The organism is Streptomyces sp. NPDC050636, assembly GCF_040654775.1.
Taxonomy (GTDB): domain Bacteria; phylum Actinomycetota; class Actinomycetes; order Streptomycetales; family Streptomycetaceae; genus Streptomyces.
Genome location: NZ_JBFAIP010000004.1, coordinates 165173 through 177435, shown reverse-complemented (window position 1 = coordinate 177435; position 12263 = coordinate 165173). Strand labels below are relative to the sequence as shown.

Here is a 12263-nt window from a genome sequence, read left to right as displayed (position 1 = left end):
GTCTGCTGACGGACCCCGGGGCCACAGGCAATAGGCTTACCGGTTGTGACTTCCGTGCGCCTGCCGCTCTTCCCGTTGAACTCGGTGCTGTTCCCGGGGCTTGTGCTCCCGCTGAACGTCTTCGAGGCGCGGTACCGGGCGATGATGCGCGATCTGCTCGCCCAGCCCGAGGACGAGCGCCGCTTCGGCGTGATCGCGATCCGGGACGGCCGCGAGGTCGCGCCGACCGCGCAGGGCATGCCGGACGCCACGCTGCCGGCCGCCGACGGCCCCGCGGCGGGCTTCGGAGACGACCCGATGCAGGCGTTCCACTCGGTGGGCTGTATCGCGGACGCGGCGACCATCCGGGAGAAGTCGGCCGCCGACGACACCGGCTATGAGGTGCTGGCCACCGGCACCACCCGCTTCCGGCTGCGGTCGGTGGACGCCTCGGGTCCGTATCTGATGGGCGAGCTGGAGGAGCTGGAGGAGAGCCAGGGCGAGGGCGCCGGCGCGCTCGCCTCGGGTGTCGTACGGGCCTTTCGCACCTACCAGAAGCGGCTGGCCTGGGCGCACGAGCGGACCCTGTCCAGCAGCCAGGACCTGCCGGCCGACCCGTCGGTGCTGTCGTATCTCGTCGCCGCCGCGGCCGTGCTGGATGTGCCCGCCAAGCAGCAGCTGCTCCAGGCGCCGGACACCGCGGCCCGGCTCGCCCAGGAGCTGAAACTCCTTCGCCATGAGTCGGCGCTGCTCGGTAAGCTCCCGTCGCTGCCCGCGGTGGATCTGACCCGGCAGCCGACCAGCCCCAACTGACGCGAGGCACGAAGACGTTGGCGAAGAAGACGTTGGCCAAGAAGTCCAAGAAGTCCGCCGGTACTCCCGCGACCGTCTCCCTCACCGAGGCGGGTGTCCCCTTCACCACGCACTCCTACGAGCACGACCCGGCCGCTCCCTCGTACGGGGAGGAGGCCGCCGAGGCCCTCGGTGTCGCGCCCGACCAGGTGTTCAAGACGCTGCTCGCGGATGTCGACGGCACCCTGACCGTCGCGGTGGTGCCAGTGTCCGGCTCCCTCGATCTCAAGGCGCTGGCGGCCGCGGTGGGCGGCAAGCGGGCCACGATGGCCGATCCGGCGGCGGCCGAGCGGAGCACCGGCTATGTCCTGGGCGGGATCTCGCCGCTGGGGCAGCGCAAGCGGCTGCGTACGGTGCTGGACGCGTCGGCCGAGGACCGGCCGACGATCTGTGTCTCGGCGGGGCGGCGCGGCCTGGAGGTCGAGCTGTCGCCCGCCGATCTGGCCGCGCTCACGGACGCCCGGATCGCGCCGATCGCCCGCGTCTGAGGCGGCGGCCGCCGCTATTCGCCCCGTATCAGGCGGTGCCGCGGAGTGGCCGGGAACGGCCGTTTCGGGTGGCTGCGCCCGGCCGTATACCGACGCGGGGCCTTTACGGCGTACTCCTCCTCGGCTACGACCCGGGGAGAGAGGGCCGGCCCGGGAAGAGGGCCTGCGCCCGGGGAGGAGGCACGCCGTGTCGAAGAGGACCCGCAAGCGGAAGTGGCGCGTCAGGAAGGGCCGGGCCAACCACGGACGCCGTCCGGCCTGAGGTCAGTCCGGCTGCGGCGGATTCTGCTGGTGGTGACCGGACCAGTCCGGCACCACCCGCGCCGTCGGCTCCGGGTCGTGCGGCGCGAACAGCGCGGTCAGCAGCAGCTGCGCCAGCATCGAGGTGATGGGCCAGGCCAGCAGCGCGCCCTTGGCTCCCAGCCGCAGCGGGCTGTCGAAGGGCACCCCGGGTCCGACCTGCTCGGCGTGCGCGACCACGTCCTCCGTGGGGCCCAGCCACATGCCCAGCTGCCAGGCCAGGATCGCGCCGAGCACCCCGCCGACCGCCAGCGCCACGACCAGCGGAATCCCGCCACGCCGGCGGAAGAAGAACACCACACCGGCGCTGAGCAGCCCGAAACCGATGGCCAGCAGCACGAACACGCTGTCCGCGCCGATCGCCTCCTCGCCCTCGGTGTTCTTGAGGTAGACGCTCTTGCTGTCCGCGATCAACGGCACATGCGGCGCCAGCCACGCCCACAGCACGCCGAGCAGCGCACCGCTCACCGCCACCGCGAGCGCGATCACGGCGCTCTCGCGCAGCTCGCGGGCGTGGTCCGGGAGGTGATCCGGACTGCCGTCGTCCTCGGACGGGCGGTGCGACGCGTACGCGCCGGGATCGGCCGGGGAGCCCCCGGCCGCAGGTGCGGCGAAGGGGTGCTGCGGTTCTTCGGGCGGCTGGTTGTTGCGTGGCGTCAGCGGTGCGATCACCCCGTCATCGTGCCAGGTCGGCGTGGTGCGGCCGGAACCAGGACGCCGGTTGGGGCCCGTGGCGCCGGTCATCGGGTCGCCGCGCGGCGGTATGCCCAGGTCGCGACGGCCAGCGAGAGCGCGCCGACGGCCGCGCAGACGCCCAGATCGGCGGCGACCGCGAGCCAGTCCGGATGCGCGTCGAAGCTGCGGGCCAGCGCCTCCACGCCGTAGGTCGAGGGCAGCAGATCGCGGGCGTAAGCGATCGCCGCGGGCAGCCGGCCGGCCGGCAGTACGCCCAGCAGCAGTGCGGCGGACATGCCCAACTGGCCGCAGAGCGTGGCGAGCTCCTGGCGCGGGGCGAGCAGGCCCAGGGCCGCGCCGAGGCCGGCGAGGGCCGCTCCGGACAGCGGGATCACGGCGGCCAGCACCCAGAGGTGGGCCATCGGCAGCTGGAAGAGCAGACAACCGGTGACGGCGGTGACGACCGTCCCCGGCACGGTGAACGACGCATAGGCGGCGGCCGCCCCGAGCACCACGGCGGCCGGCGGCACCGGCAGCGTCGCGTAGTGGTCGAGGCCGCCGCTGGCCCGCAGCTGCCCGAAGTACTGCGCCAGCAGATTGAGCGCGACAAAAGCCACGACCAGCACGGCGGAACCGGAGACGACGGCCCGTGCCTCGTCGCCGCCGTCGACCACGCCACGCATCAGGACCATGATCCCGATGGACTGGAAGGTGGCGACGAACAGCAGCGGGATCCGGGCGACCCGGGCGCGCGACAGCTGGGCGCGGTAGACGGCGCAGAGCGCGGGCAGCAGACGGGCGCTCGGCGCCAGCGGGGCGGCTTGGCCGTCCTCGGGCCACGCCGAGGTGTCCCGGGCCTCCCGTGCCCCAGCCCCGGCCACCGCCTGCGCGGGAATCACACTCACGCCTTCACCACGTCTTCCTCGCTGCACTGCAATCCCCAGGTGTCGAAACCCCGGTCCCTCAGCCGAGAACCACCCCGGCTCACGCCCTCACCAACCCCTCCGCACGCCCACCGAGCGCCAAATACACATCCTCCAGGCTCGGCGTCGCCAACGTGCTGCAATCCTCCGGGGGCAACCCCCGGTCCCCCGGCCGGGAACCACCCCCGCTCACGCCCTCACCAACCCCTCCGCACGCCCACCGAGCGCCAGATACACATCCTCCAGGCTCGGCGTGGCAAGCGTGAAGTCGTCGAGGGCGGCGAAGGCGGGGCCGGCGGTGACGGATGCCACCGCGGAGCGGGCCTGGTCCGCGGGGAGGCGGAGGGTCCAGCGGCGGCCGGAGACGCGGGCGGCGGCGCCGAGGGCGGCGACCTCCGGTACGTCCAGGGGCGGGTGGTCCCGCCACACCAGGTCCAGCCGGACCTCCTCGCCCACCATCTCCTTCAGTCCGCCCGGCGTGTCACAGGCGATGACCCGGCCCCGGTCGATCACCGCGACCCGGTCCAGCACGCTCTCCGCCTCCAGCACGTTGTGTGTCACCAGCACGACGGTGGCGCCCCGCTCGGCCCGGCGCCGGTCCACCGCGTCCCACACGGCGCGCCGTGCGACGGGGTCCATGCCGGTGGTCGGCTCGTCCAGCACCAGGAGCGACCGTTCTCCGATGAGTACGGTCGCGAAGCAGGCCAGCCGCCGCTGCCCGCCGGAGAGTTTCTTCAGGGCGCGTCCGGCGATATCGGCCAGGCCCAGCTCGCGGACCACCGCGTCCCGCTCGGCGCGCGCCTCGCGGGCGCCCAGTCCGCGCAGCCGGCCGGTGGTCTCCACGGCCAGCGCGACGGTCATCTCGTCCAGGGCGGTGGACTCCTGGCCGAGGTAGCCGAGCAGCCGGGCGGCCCGTTCCGGGTGACGCACCAGGTCGTGGCCGAGTACGGAGATGCTGCCGGAGTCCGGGCGCAGCAGTCCGGTCAGCTGGCGGACCAGGGTGGACTTGCCGGCTCCGTTGGGGCCGAGCAGGCCGAAGATCTCTCCGCGCCGTACGTCCAGACTGATGCCGTCGCTGGCGCGTACGGCGGGCGCCCGATCGGCCCCGCGGCGCCCGCGCGTCGCGGGGTACGTCTTGACCAGGTCCCGCACGACGCAGACCGTCCCGCCGCGCTCCACCTGCTTTGCGCCCGTCCTCACGAGCTATGAGGGTACGCGTCCCCGGGGCGCCTCCCGGCCGCGGGGGCTCCACGGGGCGGGCGGCCGGGCACGGTTCCTCAGTCGCCGGCCGGTACGTGTTCGGCGGCGGTGCGCAAATCGACCTCGCGCCAGAATCCGGCCCGGATGGCGTAGCGGTCGTGCTCGTCGATCTGGTCGTCCTTGTGGGCCAGCAGCCCGAAGCGGGCGGCGTACCGGAGCAGCTCGCCGTCGATTCGGTGCGGGATGCGCGGGTACTCCGTCGAGAGCTGCTGGAGATGCGCGGTGTCGGAGAGCCGCTCGGTCCAGCGGCGGGCGAAGACCTGGCCCACCTCGAAGGGGTCGCCGCTGACGGCGGTGATGTCCTCCTCGCGGTCAGCCCAGCGCTGCTCGGCGCTGGTCAGCTGGGCCAGGGTCGGAAGGGAGGCCGTCTCGGACGGCTCGCCCACCGGGCCGCCGCGCTCGACCCAGCCCTTGTCGGACGACCAGCGCAGGGTCGCGCTGGGCGCGGGCACCGGCTGGCCGCCGCCGGGCCCGGCCGGTCCCTGTCCGGCGGCGTGGGCGCGGCCCAGTCCGGCCAGGTCCTTGGGGGTGGGGACGACCTTGCCGCCGCCGCTGCCCGGCTCGTCGGCGGCGTCGTCCTGGGTGGCGGGCCGCCGGGTGCCGTTTGTGCCGTTGCGTTCGTGGGTGCGCTCGTCGGCGCCCGGTACGGACGCCGAGGCGGCGGCCGCCGCTGCCGCCGCGACCGCGGACTCGGGCAGCGGCGCGGAGAGGATCGCGGCGATCTCGGGCCGCGGCGCGGGCGGCGGGGCGCAGGGCCCGCCGAGCTCCTTGGCACGTACCGCGCCGGTGATCCAGGCGCGGTCCAGCACCCGCCGCTCATCGGCCTCCGCGACCAGGTCCTCGGACTGGTTGTAGTCGCCGTCCGCGGCCTGCACGGCCCAGAGGTGGACGGCGACGCCGTGCTCCTTGGCGGACATCAGGCCGGGCAGCAGATCACCGTCGCCGGTGACCAGCACGATGTCGGAACAGGCGCGGTTGCGGGCCAGCTCGGTCAGCTCGGCGTGCATGGCGGCATCCACGCCCTTCTGTGCCCAGCGGCCGTCGCTGCGGGTCAGGGCGCCGAGCCGGACGGTGACCCGGGGCATGACCCGCAGCCGGCGGTGCTCCGGCTGCGGGACGCGGTCGGGGGCGCCGTCAAACCAGTAGATCCGCAGCAGCGGCCGTTCGGTATCGGCTTCGGCGCGCTGCCGCAGGCCCTGGATGAGGGCGGCATGATCGACGGTGATCCGGGACCGGGCAGGCTCTCCGGCGAGCAGACTCGCGGCGGCGCCGAGCAAATATCCGGCGTCCACCAGGACGACGCAGCGATCCACGTTCCACCCTCTTCCCTGAGGTGCTGAAGTCCGGTCGCCCCCCGGCTCGGCCTGTGGCGCGAGTTCTCTTCGGCTTCCTTCGAGTCTGCCCGACCGTACGAGGGTTATCTGCCCCAACTGGATCATCGGCGTGGCGGATTCGGCAGGGATCTTGGGTACGGCGCGTAACCGGCCACAATACGCACGGTAATTGCCCGAAATGCACGGTTCTGTCCCGCGTGTAACTCTGGTTCCGGCCCGATCCCAGGATCCCCGTCAGGAGGCACGATCATGGCCAAGAACAAGAACCGTGACCGTAATCAGCAGAAGGACGCCCAAGCGGCCGAGCGCGGCCGCCAGAACGCCGAGAAGTCGGCCATGGAGGCGCACTCCCAGTCCGCCGCAACCACCCCGGGGGACATGGCCCGCAAGAGCCGCGAGAAGCGCTTCGGTCACAACTGACTTATGCCACAGATGAGTTGAGGGCGCGCCCGATGCGGGCGCGCCCCTCACGACGGACCGACGCCGGTGACTCAGCCCGCCAGGCAGGACGGGCCGAGCAGCACCTTCAGATCGCCGAACAGCGACGGATCGGGGGTCACGCGGTGCCGGTCCAGCCGTAGCACCGTGGTCTTCCGCGCCCCCTGGAGCTTGATCCGCACCTCCGTGGAGCCGCGGTGGCTGCTGAGCACCTCGCCGAGCTTCTCGACCATCGGCGGGGTGACCTTGACCGTCGGAATGGTGATCGTCACCGGGGCGTTCGTACCCGCCTCCGAGAGGTCGGGGACCATCATCTCCATGGCGACCAGGCGCGGGATGTCCTCGCGCTTGTCGAGCCGTCCCTTGACGAAGACGACGGTGTCCTCGACGAGTTGGGTGGACACCAGCTGGTACGTCGCCGGGAAGAACATGCAGTCGATGGAGCCGGCGAGGTCCTCGACGGTGGCGATGGCCCAGGCGTTGCCCTGCTTGGTCATCTTGCGCTGGAGGCCGGAGATGATGCCGCCGATGGTGACGATCGAGCCGTCCGAGTAGTCGCCGCCGGTCAGCTGGGCGATGGCCGCGTCCGCCTTGTCGGACAGCACGTGTTCCAGGCCGAAGAGCGGGTGGTCGGAGACATAGAGCCCGAGCATCTCGCGCTCCTGGGCGAGGAGATACGCCTTGTCCCACTCGATGTCGGAGAACTCGACGTCCAGCCCGAAGCCGGGCCCCTCGGAGGCACCGTCGGCGGAATCGCCCATGCCGCCGAAGAGGTCGAACTGCCCCTCGGCCTCCTTGCGCTTGACCTGGACGACATTGTCGATCATCGATTCGTAGTGCGCCGTCAGCCCCTTGCGGGTGTGGCCCATCTCGTCGAAGGCGCCGGCCTTGATCAGCGACTCCGTGGTCCGCTTGTTGCAGACGACCGCGTCGACCTTGTCGAGGTAGTCGGGGAACGAGGCGTACTTCCCCTTCGCCTTGCGGCAGCGGATGATCGAATCGACGACGTTCTGACCGACGTTACGGACCGCGGTGAGGCCGAAGAGGATCACATCGTCACCCTGGGCGGCGAAGTTCGCCACGGACTCATTGACGTTCGGCGGCAGCACCTTGATGCCCATGCGGCGGCATTCGTTCAGATAGACCGCCGACTTGTCCTTGTCGTCGCGCACCGAGGTCAGCAGCGCCGACATGTACTCGGCCGGGTAGTTCGCCTTCAGATAGGCGGTCCAGTACGTGACCAGGCCGTACGCCGAGGAGTGCGCCTTGTTGAAGGCGTAGCCGGCGAACGGGACCAGGACGTCCCACAGGGCCTGGATCGCCTGGTCGGAGAAGCCCTTCTTCTTCGCTCCCTCCTGGAAGAGAACGAAGTTCTTCGCCAGCTCCTCGGGCTTCTTCTTGCCCATCACACGGCGCAGGATGTCGGCCTCGCCGAGGGAGTATCCGGCGATGATCTGGGCGGCCTTCTGCACCTGCTCCTGATAGACGATCAGGCCGTAGGTGAGACCCAGGGTCTCCTTGAGCGGCTCCTCCAGCTCCGGGTGGATCGGGGTGATCTCCTGGCGGCCGTTCTTGCGCTCCGCGTAGTTCGTGTGGGAGTTCATGCCCATCGGGCCCGGCCGATAGAGGGCCGATACGGCGGAAATGTCCTCGAAGTTGTCGGGCTGCATCTGGCGCAGCAGCGAGCGCATCGGGCCGCCGTCGAACTGGAAGACGCCGAGCGTGTCACCGCGGCAGAGCAGTTCGTACGTCTTGGGGTCGTCCAGCGGGAGGTCGAGCATCTCCAGCTTGATGCCCTTGTTGGCCTCCACCATCTTCACGGCGTCGTCCATGATGGTGAGGTTCCTGAGGCCCAGGAAGTCCATCTTGATCAGGCCGAGCGACTCGCACTGCGGGTAGTCCCACTGCGTGATGGTCACGCCGTCCGTGTGCCGCACCCAGATCGGGGCGTGCTCGATGATCGGCTCGCTGGACATGATGACGCCGGCGGCGTGCACGCCCATCTGCCGGACCAGGCCCTCGACGCCCTTCGCGGTGTCGATGACCTTCTTGACGTCGGGCTCGTTCTCGTACATCCCCCGGATCTCTCCCGCCTCGTTGTAGCGCGGGTGCTTGGAGTCGGTGATGCCGCTGAGGTCGATGCCCTTGCCGAGGACGTCGGCGGGCATGGCCTTGGTGAGGCGGTCGCCCATCGCGTACGGGTAGCCCAGCACACGGGCCGAGTCCTTGATGGCGTTCTTCGCCTTGATCTTTCCGTACGTGCCGATCATGGCGACCTTGTCGGCGCCGTACTTCTCCGTCACGTACCTGATCACTTCGACGCGCCGACGCTCGTCGAAGTCGATGTCGACATCGGGCATGGAGACGCGCTCGGGGTTGAGGAACCGCTCGAAGATCAGCCCGTGCGTGATCGGGTCGAGGTCGGTGATGCCCATGGCGTACGCGACGATCGAGCCTGCGGCGGAACCACGGCCGGGTCCCACCGCGATGCCGTTGTTCTTGGCCCACATGATGAAGTCGGCGACGACGAGGAAGTACCCCGGGAACCCCATCTGGATGATGATGTCCATCTCGTACTCGGCCTGCTTCTGCCGGTCCTCGGGGACACCGCCCGGATAGCGGCGGTTCATGCCGCGCCGCACTTCCTCCTTGAACCAGGTGGTGTTGGTGTAGCCCTCCTCCGGGATGTCGAACTTCGGCATCAGGTCGCGCTTCTCGAACATCCCGGCGGTGTCGATCTGCTCGGCGACCAGGAGCGTGTTGCGGCAACCCTCCTGCCAGGCGTCCGAGGAGTCGATGGCGTACATCTCGTCCGTGGACTTCAGGTAGTAGCCGGTGCCGTCGAAGCGGAAGCGGTCCGGGTCCGAGAGGTTCTTGCCGGTCTGGATGCAGAGCAGGGCGTCATGGGCCGTCGACTCATGGGCGTACGTGTAGTGCGAGTCGTTGGTCACCAGCGGCGGGATGCCGAGCTTCTTGCCGATCTCCAACAGGCCGTCGCGGACCCGGCGTTCGATCTCGATGCCGTGGTCCATCAGCTCCAGGAAGTACCGGTCCTTGCCGAAGATCTCCTGGTACTCGGCGGCCGACTTCAGGGCCTCGTCGAACTGGCCGAGGCGCAGCCGGGTCTGCAGCTCGCCGGAGGGGCAGCCGGTGGAGGCGATGAGCCCCTCCGACCACTGGGAGATGGTCTCCTTGTCCATCCGCGGCCACTTCTGCAGCCAGCCCTCGGCGTACGCGTCCGAGGAGAGCCGGAAGAGATTGTGCAGACCGGTCTTGTTCGCCGCCCAGATCGTCTTGTGTGTGTAACCGCCCGAACCGGATACGTCATCGCGCTTCTGGTGCGGCTGGCCCCACTGGATCTTCCGCTTGTTGCGCCGCGACTCGGGCGCCACATAGGCCTCGATACCGATGATCGGCGTGACGCCCGCGCCCTTCGCCGAGTGGAAGAAGTCGTACGCCCCGTGGAGGTTGCCGTGGTCGGACATGGCGATATGCGTCATGCCCATCTCATTGCAGGCCGCGAACATGTCCTTGAGCCGCGCGGCACCGTCCAGCAGCGAGTACTGGGTGTGGACGTGCAGGTGCGTGAAGGGCGGCTTTGCCACGGCGGGGGACCTCCGGATGAGATGAACGGTGCGGCGCGCGACGCCTCGATGAGGAGCTGCGGTCGGGCGACGGGTGGGCGGGCGACGGACTGGTGAGACGGTCCCGAAGTCTACGGCTCCCGACTGACAGACGCGGGGCACTCACGGGTAGCCTCGCCCGTTGTCACAGGCAGATCCGAGCGCTCGACGCGCCCTGATCACCGACTCGTTTCCGCACTTCAGGAGGCACCCAGCGATGTCGTCCCAGCACGCCCCGGCGCAGGACGCCGCGCAGCGCGGCGAGGAAATCCTCGATGTCTTCGGCACCGCGTTCGGGGAGCTGCTCGCCGCCGACCCCGCGGCCTTCCGTGTGAAATTCCGGAAGATGGCGGCCTCCGCCTTCGCCTTCTACCGGGGCACGGCGTGCCTGTTCTACCGGGACCTGGAGGACGGCAGGGACAACGGACCGTATCTGGACGAGCGGACCTCCCGGGTGTGGATCCACGGCGATCTGCACGCCGAGAACTTCGGCACGTACATGGACTCCACCGGCCGGCTGATCTTCAACGTCAACGACTTCGACGAGGCGTACGTCGGGCCGTTCACCTGGGACCTCAAGCGGTTCGCCGCCTCGGTCGCGCTGATCGGCTACGCCAAGGCACTCAGCGACGAGCAGATCACCGAACTTGTGCGGACCTATGCCGCCGCCTACCGCGAGCGGATCCACGCGCTGGCCTCCGGCGGGAAGAGCGCCGACAAGAACGAGGTGCCGCCGTTCTCGCTCGACACCGCCGAGGGCCCGCTGCTGGACGCGCTGCGCGACGCCCGCTCGCTGACCCGGTTCGGGCTGCTGGAGTCGATGACGGAGATCCGCGACTTCGAGCGGCGGTTCTCGGCCGGCGGCGGTTCCGTCGAGCTGGACGCGGCGACCCGCTACAAGGTGCTGGCCGCCTTCGACGGCTATCTGGAGACGCTGCCGGAGTCGAGCCTGGACCGCCCGGACTCCTACCGCGTCAAGGACGTGGTGGGCCGGCGCGGCATCGGCATCGGGTCGGCCGGTCTGCCGTCGTACAACATCCTTCTGGAGGGCAACAGCGACGCCCTGGAGAACGATGTGGTGATCTACATGAAGCAGGCGCAGACCCCGGCCGTCTCGCGGCACATCACCGACGCCGGGGTACGCGAGTACTTCCAGCACGAGGGCCACCGCACGGTGATCTCGCAGCGCGCCCTGCAGGACCACGCCGATCCGTGGCTGGGCTGGACGGAGCTGGATGGCGCGGGCCAGCTGGTCGCCGAGATCTCGCCGTACGCCGTCGACCTGGACTGGTCGGACATCGACGACCTGGAGGAGATCGCCGCGGTGGTGGCCGACCTGGGCCGGGCCACGGCCACCATGCACGCCGCCGCGGACGACGAGAGCGGCCACTCCCTGGTCCCGTTCTCGACCGAGCGCGCCATCGACGCCGCCATCGCGGCCGACGAGGACGGCCTCGCGCAGCTGCTGGTGGACTTTGCGCACGCGTACGGCGCCCGTGCCCGCGCCGACCACCAGATCTTCGTGGATCTGTTCCGCAACGGCCGGATCCCGGGCCTGTAGGACCGGTGGTCCAATGGTCCGGTGGTCCGGTATGCGCGGTTTCGACCACCCTTAGGTGCCGCATACCCCGGCCCATGGCACACTCGCAGGAATGGACCTCTCGGCGGCACACCTGCGGGCACTGCGCGCAGCGCTCTTCACAGCGCTGTGCGTCACGCTGTCCTCGGCGTCCCATGTGCTGCTGTCCCGTATGCCGCTGCCGCTGACCACCGTCGCCGCTCTCTCGGCCGGCGTGTTCGCCATCGCCTACACGCTGGCGGGCCGCGAGCGCGGCTACTGGCGGATCGCCGCGCTGCTGCTCCCCCTGGAGCTGGCCGCCGACACCGTCTTCAGCCTCGGCCAGCACACCTGTTACGGCCGGGGCGGCGGCCCGGTGACCGGCCCGCTGCGCTCCCTGGGCGTGGACCTGGTGTGCGGCGGCGGCAACGTCGGCGCACCGCTGGCGCAGCTGTCCGAGGACAACGCCACGCCCGCCTCGACCTGGACGCTGCTCCTCGCGGCGCATCTGCTGATAGGGCTGCTGGCGGCCGCCTGGCTGCGCCGCGGCGAGGCCGCACTGACGCGGCTGCTGGGCGCGGTGGCCGGCTTCGCGTTCCGCCCGCTGCTGATCGCCGTCGCGGTCATCGGCGCGTCGGCCGCGCCGCGCCGCCCGGCGCCCGCCCCCGTACGGCCCGGTCCGGCCGCCCACGCCGTCCCGCTGCTGGTGCACTGTGTCGTGCGCCGTGGACCGCCCTGCGCGCTCGCTGCCTGAGGCCCCGGCCCGCAGCAGGCGTTCGCCCGTAACGCGCGCGTACGCCTCCGACAGCACGCACCCGTCCCACGGATTCCCA

The 12263-nt window shown here is 70.6% G+C and carries 10 protein-coding genes; 5 read left to right on the top strand and 5 right to left on the bottom strand.

Annotated elements, in window-relative coordinates:
- Positions 1–45: 45 nt before the first annotated feature.
- Together AB0I10_RS06735 and ybaK are read left to right on the top strand one after the other, a co-directional pair.
- A complete protein-coding gene (locus AB0I10_RS06735; RefSeq protein ID WP_363151233.1) occupies positions 46–792 on the top strand; it encodes an LON peptidase substrate-binding domain-containing protein in 747 nt (248 codons plus the stop codon).
- Between the two features lie 17 nt (positions 793–809).
- Complete coding sequence (gene ybaK / locus AB0I10_RS06730; RefSeq protein WP_363151232.1) at positions 810–1319, top strand: Cys-tRNA(Pro) deacylase; 510 nt, start codon at positions 810–812, stop codon at positions 1317–1319.
- Between the two features lie 264 nt (positions 1320–1583).
- On the opposite strand, the gene AB0I10_RS06725 is transcribed toward ybaK, so the two are convergent.
- The 4 genes from AB0I10_RS06725 to AB0I10_RS06710 form a co-directional block, all read right to left on the bottom strand.
- A complete protein-coding gene (locus tag AB0I10_RS06725; RefSeq protein WP_363151231.1) occupies positions 1584–2291 on the bottom strand; it encodes an ABC transporter permease in 708 nt (235 codons plus the stop codon).
- Between the two features lie 68 nt (positions 2292–2359).
- The gene (locus AB0I10_RS06720; RefSeq protein WP_363151230.1) at positions 2360–3199 is read right to left on the bottom strand and encodes an ABC transporter permease; all 840 of its coding nucleotides are present in this window, start codon (positions 3197–3199) and stop codon (positions 2360–2362) included.
- A 207-nt stretch (positions 3200–3406) separates the two neighbouring features.
- Positions 3407–4396 carry an ABC transporter ATP-binding protein gene (locus tag AB0I10_RS06715; protein WP_363151332.1) on the bottom strand — a complete coding sequence of 330 codons (990 nt, stop codon included), beginning with the start codon at positions 4394–4396 and terminating at the stop codon, positions 3407–3409.
- A 98-nt stretch (positions 4397–4494) separates the two neighbouring features.
- Entirely contained in the window at positions 4495–5790 is a 1296-nt protein-coding gene (locus AB0I10_RS06710) for an NYN domain-containing protein (RefSeq protein ID WP_363151229.1), read from the bottom strand.
- Positions 5791–6060: 270 nt separating this feature from the next.
- Between AB0I10_RS06710 and AB0I10_RS06705 the strand changes: the two genes are divergently transcribed.
- Positions 6061–6231, top strand: coding sequence for a hypothetical protein (locus tag AB0I10_RS06705; RefSeq protein WP_363151228.1), 171 nt, complete (start codon positions 6061–6063; stop codon positions 6229–6231).
- A gap of 71 nt (positions 6232–6302) precedes the next feature.
- On the opposite strand, the gene dnaE is transcribed toward AB0I10_RS06705, so the two are convergent.
- Positions 6303–9854: a DNA polymerase III subunit alpha gene (dnaE, locus tag AB0I10_RS06700; RefSeq protein ID WP_363151227.1), complete on the bottom strand. Its 3552-nt coding sequence runs from the start codon at positions 9852–9854 to the stop codon at positions 6303–6305.
- Between the two features lie 235 nt (positions 9855–10089).
- On the opposite strand from dnaE, the gene AB0I10_RS06695 reads away from it, so the two are divergent.
- Entirely contained in the window at positions 10090–11433 is a 1344-nt protein-coding gene (locus AB0I10_RS06695) for a DUF2252 domain-containing protein (RefSeq protein WP_363151226.1), read from the top strand.
- A 91-nt stretch (positions 11434–11524) separates the two neighbouring features.
- Entirely contained in the window at positions 11525–12184 is a 660-nt protein-coding gene (locus AB0I10_RS06690) for a hypothetical protein (RefSeq protein WP_363151225.1), read from the top strand.
- Positions 12185–12263: the final 79 nt, after the last annotated feature.